Here is a 22,893-nt window from a genome sequence, read left to right as displayed (position 1 = left end):
AAAAATATAAAGTTGGTTACTATAATGTTAAATTATTGAATACCAATTAATTTGAAAGGTAATTTTGATGAATGAAAATTTGAAAATTATGCAAATTATTCCGAATTTAGGCCTTGCTGGAGCGGAAATTATGTTAGAAAATTTAGTAACTAGTTTAGTAAATGATGGATTCGAAGTCAGTGTGGTTAGTTTATTTACTGAACAAACAGCAATAACAAAGAGATTAGAGGAAAAAAATGTACCATTATATTATCTAGGAAAAAAAATAGGGCTAGATTTAAAGATATTGATACGACTATATAGATTATTTTTAAAAGAAAAGCCTAATGTAGTACACACACACCGCTATGCAATGCAATATGTCATCCCTGCAGCTTTATTGGCTAGAATACCGGTTAGAATTCATACCGTCCATAGTATTGCGGATAAGGAAGTGTCAAAAACACAAAGAAAACTACATTCATTATTCTATAATAATTTTAAGGTTACTCCAGTATCAATAAGCCCACTTGTAAAAAAGTCAGTAATTAAGGAATACAGTTTCTTAGATAATCAAGTACCAATGATTTACAATGGTATAGATTTAGAAAGGTTTATTCCAAGGGGAGATTACCAAGAAAGTAAAGACATAGTAAATATTATTCATGTAGGTCGTTTCAGTAAAGAAAAAAATCACATAGCATTAATTGAAGGCTTTAAAATTGTAAAAGATAATTTTCCGAATACAGTTTTAAAACTTATTGGAATAGGTGATTTAGAACAAGAAATTAAAGAGAAAGTAAAGGAATTAAAATTGGAAGAATCTATTGAGTTTTTAGGGTTGCAATCAGATGTATCCCCTTTTTATAAAGAAGCGGATATATTTGTTCTTCCATCACTATGGGAAGGGATGCCTATTACCTTAATTGAGGCGATGGCAACGGGGTTACCAATAGTAGCTGCAGGTGTAGGTGGAATTCCTGACATGATCGAAGATGGCGTGTCAGGTTTACTAGTTGACCCAAGTAAAGACCAAATTGCAGAAGCTTTACTTAAACTGATTGGGTATAGTGAACTTCGTAAGGAAATCGGCAATAATGCAAGAATTGCGTCTGAAAAGTATTCTGTACAATTAATGAAAAAACAATATGTAAAACTGTATAAGAAGTGTTTTAATAATGGATAAAGATTCGTTGACTTATGATATAGGATCACTGTAGAAATAAATTAATATTCCGATATAAATTACATTGTTCTATGCCGGTAAAATCGAAGCGAAACCCATTCACATTAGAATTTTCTTTGATTAAATCGGTATCCTACGTCTAAATAGGCATGGAAAGTTTTAAATCGGGTTTCGGCAACAGCTGCCTTTGCATTCGAAGAATATTATGCATAGTTTTTCTGTGCTTTCTTTAGTTTTCTAGACAAAATAATCAAAATTAAATTATGTGAATTTCAATTGATTTTTCAATAGTTTTTTAATAAGAAAACAGTTGAATAGCTTATATTTTGAGACTATAAGGAATAGGTAGTAAATGACAAATATAAAAATAGAAAACATTTTACACAAATTAATTCCAGCATATATTTTTTTAATATGTTTATTTGGAGATTACTTTGATTATTATTCAAGAATAGTAAATGAATTACCTTTAATAATTCCCGAACTTAAATATATCCTTGATGTATTAAAATTAACTATTTTTATATTAATTTTATTATCAATGGTAATAAAAAAAGATTTTAATATAAAAATAGAAGGATTCTTTCTGTTTTTTAGCTATATATTCTCGTCTTTCTTAGTCTACTTTTTTTCAGATGAAATATCCTTATTTGGAGATTTTTACTATATAGAAGGGGTACTAAGTGGTGAAGTAGCTGGAACTAACTTATACTTTGTTTTTGTTTATTTTATGGATTTGATTATTTTATTTACGTTAGGGAAAGTAATTTTGCACAAAGATGCGTTAAAGATAAAGGTATATAATGTAATATTATGGACAATTCCATTCCATCTTATAAATGCCTTACTTCAATTTAAAAGCTTTTTTGGTAGTTGGGGTATCGGTGCACTCTTTTTTACTGCCACCGAAGGAGGCAACATCCCTATGAGATTGACAGGATTGTTTAATGCTTCCTTTGCTTTCTCTGCATATTTAGGGATTATTATATATATTATTTTTACGAAAAATTTAAAGTATAAGTATGTTTATTCTATAATTATTCTTCTTTTTAATATTGCGAGTTTAACGAGGAGCGGAATTATTGTTTTCCTAATTTTGATGATTTATTACTTATTTAGAAATAGATCTTTAAAAAATATAGTTGTAAGTTTATTAATGTTAATAGCTACATTATTTACGTTGATATGCATGTATTCATTGATGATAAAATACAACATACAGTATTTTGCAAGAGTGTTTCAAGGGGTGAATTTGGATGAGAATTTCTCCTTATATTTTAGATTGGTTGCCCCATTTACAAATTTGTACGAACTTATATCTAATAATACATTCTTTAGCTTCTTTGGATTAGGCCACGAACAAAAATTAGTGTCAGATAATAATGTCTTTGTGATGATATATAAGTTTGGACTTATATTTACAATCATTTATTTCATATCATTTATTAAGTATTCTTTGAAAAATACACAAAAATATTTTGCATTATTAATATTATTTTTGTTAAATAATATTTTGTTCTCTGGGATGGGACAATTTGCATCTATATTCTTTACAATTATTTTCTCCCTTATATTTTACGAACAAAAAGGCGAAGAAAATGAAAAAAATATTTCTAGTATTAGCAAGTGACATTTATAAAATCATATAAGTCGTTTTTGCTCCAATATGAAATTTTTAATAAAATACTGATTGATTTCTATAACATTTCTTATTAAGAATTCAACTATGAACTCTAATCTAGATTTATCTATAATTTTAACCACTTTGATTGATTATTATTAACAAAAACATTTATTATCCCTACAGAATATTACTTATATTAAGTAATGTATGAATATTAGTTAATTAGTTTGGTAAAGGGAGAGTATGAGTTTGAATATTATAATAAATGATACTAACGATAACATTGGCGGTATTGAGGTTATGTTTATGGAAATGGCTAACTATCTAACTTCAATAGGTCATAATGTTTACTTTATCGTGAATGGATCAAGTATATATGAAAAAAAGTTGATAAATTGTAAAAATATCTTTTTTGTAAAAAGTAAACACTTTGGATTAGTTGAATATATGAGTTCAAAAGAATTAAGAGAAGAAAAAGAAGTTGTATTATCTCAGTTGAATTTAAAAGAAGAGTATTATGTAATCTCACCTTACTTTCAAAAACTCCAATATGTAATGGCAGTATTTAATTCTAGTAGGAATTTTAAGTTGATTAATTTATGGCCACACCCTGAGGATTGGGCAAGACAATCTAAGTTAATACCAACAAAGGCTTTCACAAAAAAAATAAATAAAACACCGAAATATTTCTATCAAAGAAATTTATTGAGAATATTAGATACTAAAAATGCTAATTATTATGCCGCTAGGGCAGTCCCAGTGTTCAATAATTGGTATTATTCGATTGCTTTAAATCCAATTAATATTGAAACTCTTCCAATTCAATCTTTAAAGGAATCTCCAAAAAATTTTAATGATAAAAGATATAATAATGTGATAAAAGTTCTTTGGTGTGGTAGATTTGATTATTTTAAGAATGAAGCGATAATAGAAGTTTCTAAGACATTAAATTCATTAGCAAAGATAACAAAATACAAAATTGAATACGGGATAATAGGATATGGAAATGAAGTCAATACAAACTATATAAAACAAAATGTTGAGAGTGACAATATAGAAATACGCTATTATGGAAAGGTAAATCCAGAAGATTTATTTAAGGTTTTTAAGGAATACGATATAGGAGTAGGAATGGGTTTAACGGTTAAAAAAATGGCTCAAGTTGGTCTTCCAGCTATTGTTGTTGATTCATTTGAGATAGAAACAGAACATAAAAAGAACTGCAATTGGCTTTTTGATACATCGGAAGGCGATGCGGGAGACGGTTACTATTATAGAATTGCAAATGAGGTAATAAAAAATAGACAAGAATTATCTGATGTTTTAAGTGAAGTTATTGAAAATCCATATTTATTAGAAGAATATTCAAAACGGTGCTTAGAATATGTTGAAAAATATTACTCATTTGAAAAACAAGTTCAGGCTATTTTAGAAACTGCAATGAACTCAACATTTTTCGCTGATGATTATCCTATTTTTAGGAGAAATATCATTTTTCGTTTTATGTATAGAGTTTATAAAAGATTAGGCAGATAACCGAATTTATCTATTTTTTTAGAAGAGAATTGTCAGAAAGTCCTTTCTGACAATTGTTATTCCTATTTTAAATAATAAATGACTGCCAAGTAGTCCATTTTTAATCTTAGGGTTTATAAGACTGAAAAAAATCATGAGTACATTAAAGTTTTGTAGTATCCAGTATGGAGATTGTTCCATGATTGGTAATAATTTTTTCTGAAGGAGATTTAGATGGAAAAGGTTGTTTTTTTTGTATTAGGTAAGAAAGGTCATATTGTTTTATCTGATTTTATAAATCAATATGGTTCTAATAGAATAGAGTATGTGGTGTTAGCTAAGGATAAAAATATCAAATATGACTATTACAATGAAATAAAAGAGCTGTGTAATAAAAATAATGTGAAGTATTATAATCGTTTAGAAAAACAAACTGAATTCTCAGGTTATAAATTTGCTATTGGGTGGCGCTGGTTAATTGTAGACATGCATAATCTCATTGTTTTACACGATTCGTTATTACCGAAATATAGGGGATTTTCGCCACTTGTAAATATGTTAATAAATGGCGAAAAAGAAATAGGAGTGAGTGCTTTACACGCATCAGAAAAATACGATGAAGGTAATGTTATTAGGCAGGAATCCTTAGCAGTTCAATATCCAATTAAGATTAATGATGCTATAGATCTTATTTCAAAACTTTATTCAACACTAGTCCTTGATATATATAGAATGATTATTAATAATGAGAACCTAATTGGAATACCTCAATTAGAAGAAAATGCTACCTATAGTTTGTGGAGGGACAATCAAGATTATATTATTAATTGGAATAATGACTCGCAAAGTATTAAAAGAATGATTGATGCTGTTGGTTATCCATTTAGTGGTGCTACAACCTTATTAAACAATGAAAAAGTAATCATTGAAGACGTAGAAGTTTATTTAGACTTAATGATAGAAAATAGAGATGTGGGAAAAGTGATTTTTATTCATGAAGGCTATCCAATAGTTGTATGTGGAAAAGGATTGTTAAAGATTAAAAATGCTAGATTTGTAAATGGCAACCCAATTTTACCATTACAGAAGTTTAGAAGTAGATTCGGAGGACAACCAAATGATACCCTTTAATTTACCACCATCAGTTGGTAATGAGCTACAGTATATAAAGGAAGCTGTTGAAAAGAATAGAAAGATTAGTGGGGATGGCCCTTTTACAAAGAGGTGTAACGTATGGATTGAGGGGAATTTAAATACTCCCAAATCTTTATTAACAACTTCATGTACCCATGCTTTAGAAATGGCTGCAATATTAATCGACATACAACCAGGGGATGAAGTAATAGCACCCGCTTTTACCTTTGTGTCAACAGTTAATGCTTTCGTTCTGCGTGGAGCGAAAATTGTTTTTGTTGATATTCGGCCAGATACGATGAATATTGATGAAACATTGATTGAAGGTGCGATTACGGACAAGACCAAAGCAATTGTTCCAGTGCATTATGCCGGTGTTGCGTGTGAAATGGATACAATTATGGAGATTGCTAAGCGACATAATCTTTTTGTAATTGAAGATGCAGCTCAGGGAGTAATGTCAACATATAAAGGTAAAGCATTAGGAACAATAGGGGACTTAGGATGCTTTAGTTTTCACGAAACTAAGAATTATTCGATGGGTGAAGGAGGCGCACTGCTTATTCATAACGAAAAGTTTATGGAAAGAGCTGAGATTATCCGTGAAAAGGGAACTAATCGTAGTAGGTTCATTCGTGGACAAGTTGATAAATATTCATGGGTGGACATTGGTAGTTCATATCTGCCGAGTGAGTTGAATGCTGCTTATTTGTTTGCTCAGTTAGAAGAAGCTAATAAGATTAACAGTAATCGCCTTAATAGTTGGGAACTGTACTATTATTCCTTAAAAAAGCTCGAAGAAAAAGGTTACATTGAACTACCGGTTGTTCCAGAGGATTGTGAGCACAATGCGCATATGTTTTATATTAAATGCCGTGATATTGAAGAGAGAACAGAGCTTATTAAGTATTTAAATGAACATAAAATTCAATCAGCCTTTCACTATGTTCCTCTACATACAGCTGATGCTGGATTAATGTATGGAGAGTTTGTAGGTGAGGATCGATATACTACTTTGGAAAGTGAACGTTTATTGAGGTTACCACTGTATTATGGTATAAGTCCGGAAAGTATCAATGAAGTAATAGAAAATATTAAGGAATTCTTTGAAAGTGAATATGAAGAAGTGGAAAAGTAGTGAAGAGATTAAATAAGTTATTAGAAAACAAATTTGTTAAAAATATAATGATGGTTGCAAGTGGAACAGCTTTTGCACAAATACTAACCATTGCCTTATCTCCTATTATTACAAGAATTTATCCGCCAGAAGAGTACGGGATCCTATCAGTCTATGTATCTTTAATAACGCTCTTGTGTATAGGCGCATCGTTAGATTATCAAAAAGCGATACCAATTGCACAAGATGATAAGGATGCCTACAACTTAATTATACTAGCTTTTTTTATACTTTTAAATTTTATTATAGTTATATCACTGCTACTTGTTTGTTGGGGGGAGCAGTTGATTAGCTTGTTAAATAGTAAATCTTTAGTTGATTATATGTATTTTATTCCACTCGGTGTTTTATTTATTGGTGGATACAACATCATCCTAAATTGGTCATTGCGTGTAAAGGACTTTCAGACAATAACCAAAACAAGCGTTACTCAAAGTATTGTATCGAACTTTAGTAAAATCTGTTTAGGTTTAATCGGTTTAGGTCCTCCAGGATTAATTTTAGGTCAAATTATTGGGCAAAGTGGAGGAATATCTCGACTTTCATCCCCGTTGATAAGAAAGAGAAGAGAATTTGTAAAAGCAATAAAAATGAAAGAAATAATAAAACTCTCAAACCGATATATTAAGTTTCCTTTATACTCTGCTCCAAGTAATTATGTCTATACAGCAGGGGGACATGCGCCAGTAATTATTATTACAGCTTTATTTGGAACTGTTGCAGCAGGATTATATGGTTTAGCAAATTCGATAGTCAATTTACCAATTAGTTTACTAGCAAATTCTATATCTCAAGTTTTCTACTCTGAAGTAGCAAGTATTGGTAAGAAGAACCCGAATAAAATAAAGAAGTTGTTATTGAAGATATCTGGTAAATTAGCAATTATTGGTCTTATTCCTTTATTAGTATTTGTATTATTTGGCCCTTGGGTATTTAGTATTATTTTTGGTCAATACTGGTACGATGCTGGTGTTTATGCACGTGTTTTGGCATTCGTTGCATATGCGCATTTTATTATTTTTCCTGCTGGTCGGATATTAGAAGTAGTTGAAAAGCAAAATATTGGTTTGTTTGTAAATATTATTCGATTAATAGTAATCATAATTGGATTTTTAATTTCATATTTATTTGAATTTACAGCACTTCAAACAGTTATGATTTATTCCTTAATTAGTACCCTAAGTTACTTAGTCTTATTTATTGTTGTTCAAAAGGTATTATCTAAAGAAACAGGTTTAGTTGAGTAAATAATATTAATTAATAAAATGTTGTTATAAAGTTTTGGTTTATCGGAAAATCAATTAAGCCAGGGTATTTTAACAGTAAATTTATTTACAATATTTTCCTGATAATTAGGAGGTTGAAAGATGAAGGGAATTATTTTAGCCGGAGGATCTGGAACTCGTCTTTATCCATTAACAAAAGCAATTTCTAAGCAAATACTTCCTGTTTATGATAAACCAATGATTTATTATCCATTATCAGTCTTGATGTTAGCGGGAATAAAAGAAATTTTGATTATTTCAACGCCAAGGGACGTAGGAGTTTTTGAAGAACTGCTGGGGGATGGTAGCGATATCGGTATTTCTGTTGAATATGCTATTCAAAAGCAACCCAGTGGCCTTGCGGATGCGTTTATTATTGGTGAAGATTTTATTGGTGATTCTTCCGTAGCATTAGTTTTAGGCGATAATATTTTTTATGGTTCTAATTTCGGGAATCGTTTAATGGATGCAGCAAAATTAGAAATCGGTGCTACAATCTTCGGATGCTTTGTTAAAGATCCACGTGCATACGGAGTGGTCGAAGTTGATGAGAATTTTAAGGCAATTTCGATTGAAGAAAAGCCAGAGAAGCCAAAGTCTTCTTATGCAGTTCCGGGTTTATATTTCTTTGATAATAAAGTGGTAGACATAGCGAAATATGTGAAGCCATCTGCTAGAGGAGAGAAGGAAATTACATCAGTTATTAACCATTACCTCGAGAACGGTACACTAAGTGTTCAGCTAGCAGGACGTGGTTTAGCGTGGCTAGATACAGGTACCCATGAATCACTACTAGAAGCCTCAAACTTTGTTGAAGCAGTACAAAAGCGCCAAGGACTTTATGTAGCTTGTATTGAAGAAATTGCTTTTCGCAAAGGATATATAAATCAAGAGCAATTAAGTAAATTGGCTGACCCATTATTAAAGACTGAATATGGGCAGTATTTAAAAGAAATTGCTGAAACGGTAGAGAAAAAGGAGATGAAAGTAAACTCGTGAATATATTAGTTACTGGAGGAGCAGGTTTTATTGGCTCAAATTTCGTTAAGTATATGCTCAAAAACCATGATTATAATATCATCAATTTAGATTTATTAACTTATGCCGGAAATATAAGGAATTTAAGTGAAATTAAAAGTAATAGTCGACATAAATTTATAAAAGGTGATATTGGAGATCGTGATTTACTTGAAAAGATTTTTATAGAACATAAGATTCAAATCATAATTAACTTTGCTGCTGAATCCCATGTGGATCGGAGTATTGCGAATCCAGAAATTTTCTTAAAAACAAATATCCTTGGTACACAGGCCCTACTTGATGTTGCGAAAAACCATTGGAATGTTGCTACTAATGACAAGAATAATCGTAAATTTAAGCAAGGTGTTAAGTATATCCAAGTGTCAACTGATGAGGTTTATGGAACGTTAGGGAAGGATGGCTACTTCATAGAAGAAACACCGCTTGCTCCCAACAGCCCTTATTCTGCCTCTAAAGCATCAGCAGACATGATTGTACGAGCTTATCATGAAACATATGGGTTACCGATTAATATAACTCGATGTTCAAATAATTATGGCCCTTATCAATTCCCTGAGAAATTGATTCCATTGATAATTAATAATGCTCTTAGAAATGATACTCTTCCTATTTATGGAGACGGTAAGCAAATTCGTGATTGGTTACATGTCGAGGACCATTGTAGAGCTATTGATACAGTACTTCATAAAGGAGAAAATGGAGAAATTTATAATATTGGTGGAAATAATGAAAAGGAAAATATTGAAATCGTTAAGTTGATTTTAAACACTTTAGGAAAAAGTGAAGATCTAATAACACATGTCAAAGATCGTTTAGGTCATGACCGTAGATATGCAATTGACAACAGTAAAATCACAACTAAATTAGGGTGGTCTCCTTTGTATACTTTTAACGAGGGAATCAAGCATACCATTCAATGGTATTTAGATAATGATGAGTGGATGAGAGAAATTCTCTCAGGAGAGTATATGAAATACTATGAAGAGATCTATAAATAGATTGAGTGCCCCGCCCGAAAAATCTTGTTCTACGCTAATCCTTATTTTTATGGTGTTTATTTCTTCTCTATATAAGGAAGTAAAAAATATGAATTAGTTAGGAGTGTTCCTTGCAAATGGCTATATTAGTAACAGGCGGCGCTGGATATATCGGTAGTCATACTTGTATAGAGCTGCTAAAATCCGATTATGAAATTATCATTCTAGATAACTTTTCAAATAGTAAACCAGAATCATTAAAAAGAGTTAAAGAGATTACAGAGAAAGACTTTAAGTTTTATGAAGTGGATTTGCTAGATCGAAAGGGTCTTGAGGATGTTTTTTTAAACAACGAGATTGATGCAGTGATCCATTTTGCAGGATTAAAAGCTGTTGGTGAATCTATATCGATTCCACTGCATTATTATCATAATAATATTACAGGAACAATGATTTTATGTGATGTAATGAAGCAGCATGGTGTTCAAAATCTTGTATTCAGTTCATCTGCAACAGTATATGGTATGCCTGAAAGAGTACCAATTTCTGAAGACTTCCCACTAAGTGCAACCAATCCATATGGTCGAACAAAATTGATGATAGAGGAAATTTTAAGAGACTTATATGTAGCGGATGACAATTGGAGCATTGCCCTATTGAGATATTTCAATCCAATAGGAGCACATGAAAGTGGCAAGATAGGCGAGGATCCTAACGGCATCCCTAACAACCTAATGCCTTATATTACACAGGTAGCTGTAGGGAAATTAAAAGAACTACAAGTGTTTGGTAATGATTACTCAACCGTTGACGGAACAGGAGTAAGAGATTATATCCATGTAGTAGACCTTGCTAAAGGGCATTTAAAGGCACTAGAGAAGGTAATGTCATCTAAGGGTGTAGAAGCCTACAACCTAGGGACAGGAACAGGATATAGTGTATTAGAACTTGTTTTAGCCTTTGAAAAAGCATCTGGCAAGAAAGTTCCTTATAAAATTGTAGATAAAAGGCCCGGGGATGTAGCAGTTTGTTACGCAGACGCGTCAAAAGCTAAGAACGAACTAGGCTGGACTGCTGAAAGAGGAATTGAAGACATGTGTCGGGATTCTTGGAGATGGCAAAAGAAGAATCCGAATGGATATGGAAGTAATTAAGTATTAATATCAAAAGGACCATGCTGATAAAATAGATTGGCATGGTCTTTTTATAATTTTCAACTTTTGCATCTGTGGTTGGTACTAAGCACCACCATTGAATAAATTAAATTGCATTTAATTTAAACCATTTATTAAGATCTCTTTTGCCTTTTTAAATCCTGATTTAGAAGTAAGACCAGAAAAAATTCCGCCCGTACCCCAATCTTTTGATTTTATTGGACTTTTCCTTATGACTTCGTGGAACTCATCTAGGGTTTCATTTGAAGACCCAAAACTTCTAGTAATATCGTTAAGAATCATATTTAGTGCATTTGTTCCTGTAGTTTTTTGTATATAGTATTTATTATCATAGCAATGCATTTTATGCTATCATCGAGAATTTCTAAAGGTGACTTATCAACGATTTTCGTCTCAAATACTTCAGTAACTTTTGTACAAAACTTTCCAAATCGATCATACTGACCAATCATGTACATCATATGTTGATTTATAATATAGTGTTTTTCTATTATCAACTACTTCGACTCCTTTAATATTGAATTATCGTTGAAAAGGGATATAATATCTGTGAGTTAATTACTCAACTTGTCTAGCCAAGAGCGATGTTTTCCAAACACACCGTAGCTCTTGGTTTTTTTTTTATCTTCTAAAGCGCTTACATTTTTAAGAAGAGGAAAAATAATTTACAAATTTAACTTTGAAGTAATCTAGGATTGTTTTGTGAAGACTGTAACATAAATAAGAGAGGGTATAGCTTGTTAAAATAATGTGCATAAGTTTAGATAAAGATAGTGGATGGTAAATAGTTTGAGTCCATAGGTCTAAGAAGACTGGAATATATATGAGGATAAAGGTAACTTTATAAAGTAAACGAGGTGTTAAATGGTTCTTTAATAAACAGCCACTATTACGCTCTGAGCTACCAGAAGAACTCAAAGGTTCAATACGTTATCCTGGAACAATTGCCGATTTAACTTAGCATTATGAAATCATATTGAGTGTTATAAATGGTGATAAAAAGCTAACGGATTCCCTGGAAGAGAAAGCACTGCAAGTGGTCAAAGAATATCTTGACAGTGAAGAACCTCTACTTCGTTTAAGAGCAGCAGAAATCATTTTGAATAGATAAACAGCCATCCGTTACTAATACTAAGAGGACCGTCGAAAGACGATCCTTTTCAACAAAGAGGTGCGTTAATCCTTTTCGGATCGACGCACCTCTTAATATTGTATTTTATTGTAGATTAAAGAAAACGTGTTCACCTAACATATCTTGATAACGTAGTTGGGCGTTTTCGCCAGTCTTCACTAATTCCCCAATATAACCTTCTTGCTCACTACCTACATATAATTCAAAACTAAAGTCTGGTTCAGTTGTTGGTACGATATCACCACTATAAATATCTCCACTTTCACTTACCATATTAAAATTCATAATACCATCAATCATAAAAGATAGATCTTGTGTCTCAGATTCAGTAAATTTTACTTTAGTTTTTGCTAATACCCACTCATAACCTTCAGGAGCTGCCTCATTAAATTCATTCATAGTCTTTAATTGATTGAAAGCTTCTTCTCCACGAATAACCTCAGAAACAGTTAAATCGAATTTGATTGCAAACTCATCACCATCGTTGTTATGTAATTTATCTTCGACTGTTGCTGTTTGTTGGAATAAAACAGGATTAGAACGAGATCCTAATTTAGACTCGACCTTTTCTTTTTCTTCGATTTCCGTTGATTTACTGTCGTTTTCTGTTTCCTCTGTTTTTACATTATCACTTCTTTTCACAGTCACTTCTTTGGTTGACTGACAAGCTCCTAGAATTGAAATCAGTAGTACTAATATTAGTAGACCAAAAGTTTTCTTTGCGTTCATAATAACTATTCCCCCAAAATTATTCTGCTTCTGTTTCCGTTTCCTCAAGATCGTCCGGATATACTACTTCACCAATGACTTCTTGTGTTTCTTGGTCTTTAGTTATAATTTTAACCTTTGCATCATCAGCATTTGTTCCGTTGTAGTATTGATACATCATTCCAGATATGCCTAACCCCAGTAAAGCAAATCCATCAAAGCTATTCTCGTATGCCGCCTTATCAACTAAAACCGTAAATTCTGAAAAAGAATTGTTATACGTAACCTCTTGAAGGGATACAAATTCCTCACCATTAACCATCTCTTCTAGGGATTCCTTAATGCCCTTTTCCATCTCTTCCATCATCTTCTTGTGTTGAGATTTAGACATTTTGTATGTAAGTGATCCATTTTCGTTTTTAGTAACAGCAATACCCTTTGCTTTTGCTTCAGAAATTACTGTATCGACATTCTCTCCTTCAAACATAGACGCAGGGATTGTTAATTCCACGTTTAACAGCCCTTTATCGACCTCTACACCCTGTTCCTCTTTTTTCTCTTCTTTCTTTGTTTCAGCTTTTCCCTCTTTGCTAGTTGTTTCTGTTGATGAACACGCTGCAAGGAAAGCTAATAAAAACGCCATAAATAAGTAGGTTAATTTCTTCATGATTGTCCCCTTTTTGTAAATATTTGTAGAAATATCAAAACTATTATACTACTAAAATACTTCGCAAAGCGAATAAACTTATATAATTTATAAAAGATTCCAAACTAAAGCTGAAATCCATTTTTATCATAACTCCAACAAATTCAATTTTCCCCTATGATACTCTTTATTGTAGTTTTTGGGGTGAGGTCCCCGCTCCTCAGCTGAAGTTCAACGCAGTGAAGTAAAAACCAGGTGCCAGGTAGAATCTAGTGACCTTCATAGTCTGAATTACAGATAGTAGTTTAGATTTAGTAATATTGCGAGATGTAGTGAACACTACCTATGCTTTTCATTTATCTGTCTCTTAAGATAACAAATTGCAGGAAAATAAATTGGAGAAAATTGACAAAGAGGAAAAATAACTCTTCGACAATTGAGCTATTGGTGACGTGATAGAGGTGTATGTTGGTGAATAGAAGGGACAGGTTTAGACTATTTATGTATAAAAGACTAACGCTTGCCGAAAGGAAAAGAAGTCCTTCCCCATGATTAGGAGAAAGACTTCTCTTTATAATCGCTATTTATTTATGAAGAGAAACCCTCTAGTTATTTATATATCTATAGAATATAGATAACTCTTGCCGTTCTGAGCAATGACTGTTACTACAATTTTGCTTTGGTTTTCGCGAATTCCTAACGCAAAGTTGAAACTAACTCCCCAGTTAGAGTTAGGGGCTATTGTCGTACTTATTCCTGAATTTTGAAGGGTTTCAGCTGAATAAGATGAGAAAAGAGAGTTATTTTGAAATATTTCTACCTTGCTAATTGATACAGTTTCTGTTTGTTCATAGTTATTTAAAGTGATTCCTAAACTCTTATATAAACCATTAATTAAAACAGAAGTAGATTTATACAAGTGTAGGTTTGGACGATCAGAAACTGTAATTGTTTTGGACGTGCTGATACTATCAACGATTGCAGTAATTTCAACAATCCCTTCTGATAATGCAGTTAATACACCACTCTCATTAATAACAGCAACACTAGGATCTGAGCTTAGCCAAACAGCTTGTTGATTGGTTGCATTTGTTGGAGAAATTAAAGCCAACAATTGAACATTTTTTCCTGTTTTCATTGAATTGGGTGCCGAAATAGAGACACTAGTAACATTGATTTTCTTAACCGTAATGATTCGTTCAATTTGAGTCATATTTCCTGCAGCATCATAAACGGTATAAGTAATTTTGTATTCTCCTTCTGTATTTATATCGACAATTCCATTAGTTTGAATGGTAGAAGTGATATCCCCGTCATTATTATCCATAGCTATGACACCGTTAAGAATATCAAAAGGTCTATTCAATCCAACAGTTATATCTTCAGCACCAGAGATAACAGGTAAAATATGATCAATAACAGTTACTGTCCGTTCGGCACTACTTGAATTACCAGATTGATCGGAAATAGAATATGTTAAAAAGTATTCTCCTGCTTTATTTATATCAACTGAGCCTGAAACTTGTATATTCGCTGTAATGTCCCCATCATTATTATCAACCGCGGAAATTCCATCTAGCGGATTAAATAACTCTCCAAAATTTATCTTACTGTCTTGGATACCAGATAAGACAGGGGCAATGGAATCAATAACTGTTACTGTCCTATTGACCGTGGACGTATTATTTGATTTATCACTGACCGAATAGGTTAAAATATATTCACCCGATTTGTTCACATCAACTAAACCGGTCATTTGAATCTGGAAGGTTAGGTCCCCGTCCATATCATCATGGGCATAAATATCTTCAAAAGGATTAAAAGTTTCTCCCATTTGAATTACTACGTTTAGATTACCAGAAAAGACCGGTTTTGTTGTATCAGTAATTCTGGCACCGTCACTTCCCAATTTATAACCTTCTACCATAGTATTTGCAGCCATTATGCCGCTGTAATAGAAATAATAGTCTTTTTGATTTATTTGCTTCCATCCTGATACCATAGATCCAGATGTATCAAGGAAATACCAATTATCACCTAACACTAGCCATCCTGTTTTCATGGTACCGTTACCATTCATGTAGTACCATTTACCATTTGATAGTACCCACTCATTTTCTAACATTTTCCCACTACTAGCTAGATAGTACCATTGGCTACCAGAAGCTAGCCAACCAGTTTTCATACTTCCATTGCTGTTTAGGTAGTACCACTTTCCGCCATTGTTTAACCAACCTGTTTTCATACTTCCGTTTTTCTCTAAAAAGTACCAAGAACCACCATTTTTGACCCATCCCGTTTGCATTGCTCCCTTAGAGCTTAAATAGTACCAAGAACGACCGTCTTTGAGCCAGCCTGTTTGCATTTCTCCTCTAGAGTTCAAATAGTACCAAGAACCGTCATAAACCCAATTTTTTTGTTTTACTCCATCAATTGAATACGTCCATTTACCATTTTCTAAATTCCATTTTGATGCGGCATCTGCTGTTGAAACAACTGTAAAAAGTGAAACAACAATTAAAAAGAGAGTCAAAATTAAGAGTCTATTAATACTATGTTTCTGCGAATACATAAAAATCCCACCTGGTTTTAGTTTTTTATTAATTTGTAACCTTTGTCCATTTTTTTTATTAATCTATTCTATTCCCCCCTGACAACATAGTGGATTTGTAAAACTTCTTAGTACAAAGTAACTAGAATCAGTATCTATTATACTATAGGAAATTAATGTAAAGTTTGTAATTTCAGAGAAATGGGAAATATGTAAAAATAAACAATGCAACCTCGAACAGATAGAATAGATTATTTTAAGAATTGTAGAACATTATCGAAGGCTGAGGCCTATCATCGACAGAATTTTTCTAACAAACTATGCTGTGTTCGTTTATCTAAAGGGTTTTGACTGTATTTAATTAATCGATTAGTTAGTGGAATTCTTACTAATTAAACGTTTGATTGGATTGGCTGTTTTTGTTGTTATAGAGGGGTTTGAGTGACTTTTGATGTGAGAAGTTTGTCGAGAGGCAGTTTTGTAATAATATGTGAAAAGAGGTTCGGTTCTTTTAGAAAATCTTAAATAGAGTTTAGCGTTACAGCTCAATTGATAGGGTAATCTGCAAATCGTTTCTCAAACCTTTTATAGTCATAAAATCTCTCCTTATATAAAGGAAAGATTTTATGATTCCTGTCTCTCCAATCTAGCAATATTGAATTCTTATGTGAATTATAGCTTTAATAGTGGCCATAATGGGGTCAGAGCCCAACTGAATTTTTATTGCCAACAAATTTTTTTTTTTGAAAGATTAGATATTCCCTATTTAATTGATGTTTTATATATTGAATTTTGGGGTCAGCTCACCGGTCAGCTTTAACCTCATCTGTGAGGCGTTTATGATACACAATTTTAGTGGATACAAAATAGATTGGTAGTTCGATAAGTTTTAAGGCTCTATTGGAATTACCTAGATTGTTGAAGAGAAATTATTTTGATATTCTTCCTAGTTTGCACTTACAAACAGCACTCAGTGATGGGTGCTATTTTTAATATGTTTTTTTGGAGGATTCTTACAGAAATTTGTCGAATATTTGTAGTAACAAAATCTTCATAACATCGATTTATGAGAACAGAATAAAGAATATAATTTATGACAAGTATTGCAAAGAAATTGGGTTTCTATTATTTGATAAATCTGAGGTGATTATAATGCCATACTAAAAAGCTGGAAGAGCTGATAAATAGAGAAATAGATATGAAATTAACTGGTGTGTTTATCAATTGCTCAAAGTTCTGGAAGAAAAGGTTGATTACATTACTTTAGAAGCAACTGGTGATAATGAGAAAGGTGTTGACCTTTGGATCAGTTATAAGGATTGTACACAAGAGGGTCAGCAATGCAAAGGGCGAAATGGTGCAAATGAAACATGGATTTAAGGTGCTCTAACCTCGAAAGGGATACTAAGTAAATGGAAGTCGCAACTATATAGAGGAAATAATATCTCTGTTTCCTTAGTATCACCATTAAGTTTCACCCTTGGAAAATCTGGTACAAAGTGCTAGAACTTCCAGTGAAAATCCCAATGTTCTATGAGCATCAGATTAAAGGGTCTGGTTCTAAATTTACTAATTTCGCAAGTAGAAATAGGAAGATAGGGATTCCTTGGAACATTATTATTTTTTTAGTATAAAATTTCTTTAGGTGGCGCTATTAGTTAGCTAATTTCTCACATAATAGATTAGTGGATTAAAAGGATAAGCATTGTAATGGTAAAAATGAGAGGTGGAAAAAATGGATACAAATAGAGAAATTATAGAAGAAAAAGACGAAAAAATTGCACAGCTAGAAAGACTATTAATGGAATTAAAGGAAGCACAACAGCAAAGTGCTGCAACTATTGCGGTAGATCATAACTCAAGATCTGTATCTCCACCGAAGGGAATATTTAAGTCTTTCTTAAAAGCTGGTCGATGGAAGATTATTTTGACCATCCTTGTTTTATTAGTTATCACTTCAGGATTATTTAGGCTATTTTCGGGCAGTACCTTCAAACAAGAGTCTGTCACGTTTGTTGAACGTGTTCAAGGGCTAGCCACATTGGCAACAGCTGAAGCTTATATGAAAGAGGTTATACACGTAGAGGATAATAAGATTTTTGGGAAAGACATCGCTAAGAATCTACCAGGAACAAAGCGAGAACTACTATTCATTGTACCTGCGACGGTTATTGCTGGTGTTGATTTGAAAGGGATTACTTCGAAGGACATGGTTATTAATGAAGAAACAAAAGAAATAGATATTACCCTTCCTCATGCAAAGCTCATCCAGGAACCATCAGTACAGACGGATAAAATACTAACCTATGAAAATGGTGGGCTTTTCCGTGCTGATGCTAAAATGGATGAGGGGATTGAGAAGGTCGCTGAGGCACAAGAGAAAGTTCGTCAAGAAGCCAAATCTATTGGTTTACTAGATATCGCAGAGAAAAATGCAGAAAAAGTGTTAAAGGAATTTTTTAAGAATATTGGTTATACCGTAAATGTCACTTTTAACTAATATGACAGCCTGCCCATACTACTAGGGACAGGCCTGTTTTGTAATTTACGTGGCGAACCATAGCGGTTTACCGGATTCTACTTATTGTAGAAATTGCCAATCATTAACCAAATATTTTTGGCTCTTTGCTATTTAGTGTGGGTGTAATAGATTTCAAGCAAAGAAAATACCCACCCCTTTTTAGCTTTTCTAATTGTTCCATTCTAGAGATTGTCTGTCAAGTGCACTCCTTGACTGGCAATCTCTAGAATGTGTATTGGTCACCAAGCTAAGAAGGAGTTATCCTAGCTTAACGGTCTCTACCTTCATCTCTAACCTATTAGCTGTCGAATAGAAACTTATTTATTTGAAATACTAGTTTTTTAAAAGATGGTAAATGGATAATTGTGGTGTAAAATGTAAATGTAATTTACTAATCATTGGAGTGATTTCATGTTAAAAATTCTATTTAAGAAGAAAATAGATCTAGACGAATTATCCTCATCTAATATTGATGAAGTGGACAAAATTGAAATTGAAGAAGAACTAGTTGCTGATTTAAAAGATGAAGCAGAAAAACTGAATGCTGAAGATATTAACCAACATGAGGAGCATTTCTCAGAGGAAAAGTTTTGGACTAAGGTTCAAAAATTTTCTAAAAGAGCTGGAACTTCTGTAGTGTACGCCGTTCTATTACTTTATTACACTCTTCAAAAGCCAGATGTACCATTAAAAGTTAAAGCAACCATTGTTGGGGCCTTAGGTTATTTTATTTTACCTCTAGATATTATCCCCGACTTAGCAGTTGGTGTAGGATATGCTGACGACTTAAGTGTTGTAATATTCGCTTTAGTTCAAGTAGCTTTATATGTGGATGATGAAATTAAAATGCAAGCCAAAAATAAACTAAAAGATTTATTTGGAGAGAATGTAAATACAACTGAGATTGATAATAAACTAGGTAGTTAAGAGGTGTTAGCATTGGTCGAATTGAAAACTTTGGCTAGAGGTGCATTGTTTCAATATGAGGGTTCTATAAAAGACGGTATTAATATTGTGTATGGGGATTTAAGGTCCCAAAAAATAGTGGCTCAAGACAAAATTCAATTGTTATTGAACAATTTCAGCAATAAAACAGTTCCAATTGAGGAGACAAGGACCATAGCAGATTTAAATGAAGGTAGTTTGGGACATTGGTTGAATACCCATGAAAATGGTCCAGTAATAACTTCTTATGTTGCAGCAATTTTAGTTCATGAGGGCTATGCAGAGTATTGCGATAAGAAATTGAGATTTAAGAATTATCAATTCAACTAACTGGGTTGGTTAGTGGTGCAAGATTCGGGTAACAGTGCGTTGCGCCCTAAAGTTCCGTTCTGTCACTCCCCGAATTTTGTCGAGATGGCTGTGGCTAAGGTGGCACCAACCAGAGAATTTCCAGATGGGTAGTTTCATTGGTTTGGTGACAAGTACCAGCTAGTGGAAATCCAATTATACTGGATTTTCCATACCTGATAGGGAGTTGACTAGCCAACTCCCTATTTTTTACGGACAGAGAAATAGCAGAGATCCAGGTGACTGACACGATCCATTGATTTCCAGTTATCGCATACTTTGAATTCCCTTTTGTGCCATCAAACTTCAGGTGATGTGTCTGAAGAATGTCTCTATGTACAGGAGGGGCATGTTTCGACGCGTTTTCTAAACGAAACTCTCTGTTTATCAATGGTTGGGGTGGTTTTAATCAAACGTTTGTGTAGTATCAAAATGTGCTGATTTTTGTAGGTTACTAGTTTTTATAGATAAATATTAAAGAAAGTTATCGAAGGGTGAGACCTATCATCGACAGAAATTTTCTAATGAACTGGGCTGTGTTCGCTTAAATAAAGGGTTTTGCCTGTATCTAATCAAACGATTATTTAGTATATTTTCCACTAATCAAACGTTTGATTGGATTTGCTGTTTTTGCTGTTATAAAGGGGTTTGAGTGATTTTTGATGCAAGAGGTTTGTCGAGAGGCGGTTTTGTAATAATGGGTGAAAAGTAGTTCGGTTTTGTTAAAAAGTATTAAATGTAGTTTAGGGTTTACAGCTCTATTGATAGGGAGTGCTGCGGGTCGTTACTCAAAACTTTCATAGCCATATAATCCCTCCATATCAACAAAGGAAAGATTATATGACTTCTGCCCCTCAAACTTACGCGTATTGAGTTTTGAGACTTTTTATCGCCCGCGTAACAGCCCTATAGGGATTCGTAACATCCACTCCTAGCCCAGTTGGGCCGTCTAACACATTATAGAAATCCGGGTGGAGCATGGTGGTTGCCACCGCAGATGCTTGATAGGTCCCATCAGCTAAGTAAAAGATCTCCACATAATAACATCTGCGTCTATATACAAACTTCTCCCAAACTACCATTTTTTTTACTCTCTGCACCAACTTGCTTCACCCCAACACGATATTTGATTGATTGTAAAATAGTCTAATAAGATAAATAAATTATATCGCTAATAGGGCGCATAATTTACCAATATTTTCTTTGCTTGAGTTTTAACTATTATGTAGGTGATAGTGATGAAAAATCCCAAATCGTAATTTACGATTTGGGACGTTTTTTTGTCTTCTTTTCTTCAGGAATGGGAGGATATTTGTAAACAATTTCTGCCTTAATATTTGTAAGAAAATCATCAATCTCCATCCCAAATGCTTTTGCAATCAAGTATACACTGTTTAAAGAAGGTGACTTTTCATTATACAGAAGGTCTTGGATGTATCGAGTATTTAGATTACTATCTTCAGCAAGTTTCTCTTGTGTCCAACCTCTCTCTTTTTTCAATCTACCTAATCCAATACCTATATATAGTCCTATTTTGGTCTCTTCCAAAGGAATTCTCCTTTTTAGACCAATTACATAACGACCACCGACCACACACCACGCTCTATAGAGTGTAAAATGTTATTTTTGATGAAAATATTTTAATAGGAACGGGACCAAGGGGACGGTTCTGATGGGTTTTTTGGGTGTCTTAGTTTATGTAATGATACCTTCATTACTAAGAACGATGAGAAATGCCCCGGTTGCAAGAAAACCACCCAAGAGGGTGGTTTCACTATTATCCATTGCTGCTTTACTGTTCCTTTGTATTTTTTGAGTTTATATCTTTACCGGTTTTTTATACTGTACGATCCAGCTTATCTGATTCTTCTCGTGATGTTCTTCAAGTTCTCTAATGAAATCAGAGGGTTTGATTTCAAGTGCAGCCGCAAGTGCAAATATGATTTTCAGACTTGGCTTACTAAGATCTCTTTCTAGCATACTAATGTAGGTTCGATTTATTGAGCTTCTAAAGGCCACTTCTTCTTGTGATATACACTTTTCCATTCTGATCCTTTTTAAAACGATACCAATATACAATGAGTTTCTCCTTCTTAAATCAATTTTTGAGCCGGATAGCTGATCAAGCAATTTTTTCATCTAACTCATTAAAATTGTAGCGGCCTGTCTTATCTTTGGAAAACTGGTGTCCTTTTTTTCGTGTGAGGTGAAGATTCATAGAAGTAGGCTGGTTTCCTCTTTGAGATGAGATTTGCTTTAGCTGATTAGCGATTTGCAATTTGTTGTTAAATGAGTAGAGTTTTGAATCAACTAAAATTGATTGGTTATTGCTTAATTCGATGAGTGTTTTATTTCCATAGGCTTTGGTTTTTACTATATGATCTGGGTTGAACCAAATACAATCTTCCTTTTGTGGTGACTTAATAGGGAAGAGACAGATAATTTGATAGGGATTGACCATCACGGGACACATGTTACGGTTACCAAGTATCGACCTGGCCCCCTTGATTGCCCCTTTTAAGTCATAACCTATGCAATTAAGTGAATCATTTAGAATCTGCACGCATGTTCTATTGACAAGATGGGATTTCTTTCCTTTTATTATTCTTGCGCATAACCTTCCGTACCGATCATATTCCCCCATCATAAACACCAAGTCTTTAGCAACCAAAAAGCAATCAAGATCAATCTCGTTTCTCATCTCTTTTCCCATCCTCTCTACCATTCAAATGTCTATAACAATATTCCTTACAATTCTATTACACCTTAAAATAGCCCCTGTTAACATATACGGTAGTATACAAATATTGTCATATTATTGAATTTTTTGTCGGTTGGGAGCCAAGGGGACGTTTTGACGGGTTTTTTCTCCCGTCCTATCCATTAGATAATCCCGGACAATAGCCCTCCACGTACTGCAATACGTAATACCTTGCGTTTAGTGAAATAATGCTTAGAGGTTTCTAAAT

The 22,893-nt window shown here is 33.1% G+C and carries 22 protein-coding genes and 1 pseudogene; 15 read left to right on the top strand and 8 right to left on the bottom strand.

Annotated features, from left to right (window positions below):
• Positions 1-67: 67 nt before the first annotated feature.
• The 9 genes from NSS81_RS10680 (at position 68) to galE (ending at position 11,052) form a co-directional block, all read left to right on the top strand.
• Positions 68-1,165 carry a glycosyltransferase gene (locus NSS81_RS10680; RefSeq protein ID WP_342433477.1) on the top strand — a complete coding sequence of 366 codons (1,098 nt, stop codon included), beginning with the start codon at positions 68-70 and terminating at the stop codon, positions 1,163-1,165.
• 352 nt (positions 1,166-1,517) lie between these two features.
• Positions 1,518-2,795, top strand: a complete 1,278-nt coding sequence (locus NSS81_RS10675; protein WP_342433476.1) for a hypothetical protein — start codon at positions 1,518-1,520, stop codon at positions 2,793-2,795.
• Positions 2,796-3,038: 243 nt separating this feature from the next.
• Entirely contained in the window at positions 3,039-4,325 is a 1,287-nt protein-coding gene (locus tag NSS81_RS10670; RefSeq protein ID WP_342433475.1) for a glycosyltransferase, read from the top strand.
• A 213-nt stretch (positions 4,326-4,538) separates the two neighbouring features.
• Positions 4,539-5,435 (top strand): formyltransferase family protein, encoded by an 897-nt coding sequence (locus tag NSS81_RS10665; protein WP_342433474.1) that lies wholly within the window; start codon positions 4,539-4,541, stop codon positions 5,433-5,435.
• Positions 5,422-6,576, top strand: coding sequence for a dTDP-4-amino-4,6-dideoxygalactose transaminase (rffA, locus tag NSS81_RS10660; protein WP_342433473.1), 1,155 nt, complete (start codon positions 5,422-5,424; stop codon positions 6,574-6,576). Before NSS81_RS10665 ends, rffA begins: the two co-directional genes overlap by 14 nt.
• Complete coding sequence (locus NSS81_RS10655; RefSeq protein WP_342433472.1) at positions 6,576-7,862, top strand: oligosaccharide flippase family protein; 1,287 nt, start codon at positions 6,576-6,578, stop codon at positions 7,860-7,862. Before rffA ends, NSS81_RS10655 begins: the two co-directional genes overlap by 1 nt.
• 120 nt (positions 7,863-7,982) lie before the next feature.
• Positions 7,983-8,879, top strand: coding sequence for a glucose-1-phosphate thymidylyltransferase RfbA (gene rfbA / locus NSS81_RS10650; RefSeq protein WP_342433471.1), 897 nt, complete (start codon positions 7,983-7,985; stop codon positions 8,877-8,879).
• Entirely contained in the window at positions 8,876-9,919 is a 1,044-nt protein-coding gene (gene rfbB / locus NSS81_RS10645) for a dTDP-glucose 4,6-dehydratase (RefSeq protein WP_342433470.1), read from the top strand. Before rfbA ends, rfbB begins: the two co-directional genes overlap by 4 nt.
• A 116-nt stretch (positions 9,920-10,035) precedes the next feature.
• Positions 10,036-11,052, top strand: a complete 1,017-nt coding sequence (gene galE / locus NSS81_RS10640; RefSeq protein ID WP_342433469.1) for a UDP-glucose 4-epimerase GalE — start codon at positions 10,036-10,038, stop codon at positions 11,050-11,052.
• A 305-nt stretch (positions 11,053-11,357) separates the two neighbouring features.
• On the opposite strand, the gene NSS81_RS10635 is transcribed toward galE, so the two are convergent.
• Positions 11,358-11,570, bottom strand: a complete 213-nt coding sequence (locus tag NSS81_RS10635) for a competence protein ComK (RefSeq protein WP_342433468.1) — start codon at positions 11,568-11,570, stop codon at positions 11,358-11,360.
• A gap of 479 nt (positions 11,571-12,049) precedes the next feature.
• Here NSS81_RS10635 and NSS81_RS10630 point away from each other — a divergent pair, with 479 nt between their 5' ends.
• On the top strand, positions 12,050-12,184 hold the full coding sequence (locus tag NSS81_RS10630; RefSeq protein ID WP_342433467.1) for a hypothetical protein: 135 nt from the start codon (positions 12,050-12,052) through the stop codon (positions 12,182-12,184).
• 105 nt (positions 12,185-12,289) lie between these two features.
• Here NSS81_RS10630 and NSS81_RS10625 read toward each other — a convergent pair whose 3' ends face one another.
• From NSS81_RS10625 to NSS81_RS10615, 3 genes are all read right to left on the bottom strand, one after another.
• Entirely contained in the window at positions 12,290-12,934 is a 645-nt protein-coding gene (locus NSS81_RS10625) for a hypothetical protein (RefSeq protein ID WP_342433466.1), read from the bottom strand.
• 19 nt (positions 12,935-12,953) lie between these two features.
• Positions 12,954-13,580 carry a hypothetical protein gene (locus NSS81_RS10620; RefSeq protein ID WP_342433465.1) on the bottom strand — a complete coding sequence of 209 codons (627 nt, stop codon included), beginning with the start codon at positions 13,578-13,580 and terminating at the stop codon, positions 12,954-12,956.
• A gap of 592 nt (positions 13,581-14,172) precedes the next feature.
• Positions 14,173-16,131 carry an immunoglobulin-like domain-containing protein gene (locus NSS81_RS10615; protein ID WP_342433464.1) on the bottom strand — a complete coding sequence of 653 codons (1,959 nt, stop codon included), beginning with the start codon at positions 16,129-16,131 and terminating at the stop codon, positions 14,173-14,175.
• Between the two features lie 831 nt (positions 16,132-16,962).
• Here NSS81_RS10615 and NSS81_RS10610 point away from each other — a divergent pair.
• From NSS81_RS10610 to NSS81_RS10590, 5 genes and pseudogenes are all read left to right on the top strand, one after another.
• Positions 16,963-17,103: pseudogene (locus tag NSS81_RS10610) on the top strand (YokU family protein); the annotation flags it as partial.
• A 231-nt stretch (positions 17,104-17,334) separates the two neighbouring features.
• Positions 17,335-17,490 carry a hypothetical protein gene (locus NSS81_RS10605; protein WP_342433463.1) on the top strand — a complete coding sequence of 52 codons (156 nt, stop codon included), beginning with the start codon at positions 17,335-17,337 and terminating at the stop codon, positions 17,488-17,490.
• A 355-nt stretch (positions 17,491-17,845) separates the two neighbouring features.
• A complete protein-coding gene (locus tag NSS81_RS10600) occupies positions 17,846-18,610 on the top strand; it encodes a DUF4230 domain-containing protein (protein WP_342433462.1) in 765 nt (254 codons plus the stop codon).
• Positions 18,611-19,042: 432 nt separating this feature from the next.
• Entirely contained in the window at positions 19,043-19,558 is a 516-nt protein-coding gene (locus NSS81_RS10595) for a YkvA family protein (RefSeq protein ID WP_342433461.1), read from the top strand.
• A gap of 30 nt (positions 19,559-19,588) precedes the next feature.
• The gene (locus NSS81_RS10590; RefSeq protein WP_342433460.1) at positions 19,589-19,906 is read left to right on the top strand and encodes a hypothetical protein; all 318 of its coding nucleotides are present in this window, start codon (positions 19,589-19,591) and stop codon (positions 19,904-19,906) included.
• Positions 19,907-20,784: 878 nt separating this feature from the next.
• On the opposite strand, the gene NSS81_RS10585 is transcribed toward NSS81_RS10590, so the two are convergent.
• The 4 genes from NSS81_RS10585 to NSS81_RS10570 form a co-directional block, all read right to left on the bottom strand.
• Positions 20,785-20,961 (bottom strand): hypothetical protein, encoded by a 177-nt coding sequence (locus tag NSS81_RS10585; protein WP_342433424.1) that lies wholly within the window; start codon positions 20,959-20,961, stop codon positions 20,785-20,787.
• A gap of 223 nt (positions 20,962-21,184) precedes the next feature.
• Positions 21,185-21,472, bottom strand: a complete 288-nt coding sequence (locus NSS81_RS10580; RefSeq protein WP_342433459.1) for a helix-turn-helix transcriptional regulator — start codon at positions 21,470-21,472, stop codon at positions 21,185-21,187.
• Positions 21,473-21,742: 270 nt separating this feature from the next.
• Positions 21,743-22,063, bottom strand: coding sequence for a helix-turn-helix transcriptional regulator (locus tag NSS81_RS10575; protein ID WP_342433458.1), 321 nt, complete (start codon positions 22,061-22,063; stop codon positions 21,743-21,745).
• Positions 22,047-22,637, bottom strand: a complete 591-nt coding sequence (locus tag NSS81_RS10570) for a competence protein ComK (protein WP_342433457.1) — start codon at positions 22,635-22,637, stop codon at positions 22,047-22,049. The genes NSS81_RS10575 and NSS81_RS10570 overlap by 17 nt, the downstream gene beginning before the upstream one ends.
• Between the last annotated feature and the right edge of the window lie 256 nt (positions 22,638-22,893).

The organism is Neobacillus sp. FSL H8-0543, from assembly GCF_038592905.1.
In the GTDB taxonomy this organism is placed as follows: domain Bacteria; phylum Bacillota; class Bacilli; order Bacillales; family Cytobacillaceae; genus Neobacillus.
The sequence above is the reverse complement of the archived record's forward strand: the minus strand, read 5'-3'. Positions and strand labels throughout refer to the sequence as shown.

Coding starts and splice junctions, on each gene's coding strand:
- NSS81_RS10680 (WP_342433477.1), top strand. CDS start 68: ATGAATGAAAATTTGAAAATTATGCAAATTATTCCGAATTTAGGCCTT.
- NSS81_RS10675 (WP_342433476.1), top strand. CDS start 1,518: ATGACAAATATAAAAATAGAAAACATTTTACACAAATTAATTCCAGCA.
- NSS81_RS10665 (WP_342433474.1), top strand. CDS start 4,539: ATGGAAAAGGTTGTTTTTTTTGTATTAGGTAAGAAAGGTCATATTGTT.
- rffA (WP_342433473.1), top strand. CDS start 5,422: ATGATACCCTTTAATTTACCACCATCAGTTGGTAATGAGCTACAGTAT.
- rfbA (WP_342433471.1), top strand. CDS start 7,983: ATGAAGGGAATTATTTTAGCCGGAGGATCTGGAACTCGTCTTTATCCA.
- galE (WP_342433469.1), top strand. CDS start 10,036: ATGGCTATATTAGTAACAGGCGGCGCTGGATATATCGGTAGTCATACT.
- NSS81_RS10625 (WP_342433466.1), bottom strand. CDS start 12,934: ATGAACGCAAAGAAAACTTTTGGTCTACTAATATTAGTACTACTGATT.
- NSS81_RS10620 (WP_342433465.1), bottom strand. CDS start 13,580: ATGAAGAAATTAACCTACTTATTTATGGCGTTTTTATTAGCTTTCCTT.
- NSS81_RS10615 (WP_342433464.1), bottom strand. CDS start 16,131: ATGTATTCGCAGAAACATAGTATTAATAGACTCTTAATTTTGACTCTC.
- NSS81_RS10600 (WP_342433462.1), top strand. CDS start 17,846: ATGGATACAAATAGAGAAATTATAGAAGAAAAAGACGAAAAAATTGCA.
- NSS81_RS10595 (WP_342433461.1), top strand. CDS start 19,043: ATGTTAAAAATTCTATTTAAGAAGAAAATAGATCTAGACGAATTATCC.
- NSS81_RS10575 (WP_342433458.1), bottom strand. CDS start 22,063: ATGAAAAAATTGCTTGATCAGCTATCCGGCTCAAAAATTGATTTAAGA.
- NSS81_RS10570 (WP_342433457.1), bottom strand. CDS start 22,637: ATGGGAAAAGAGATGAGAAACGAGATTGATCTTGATTGCTTTTTGGTT.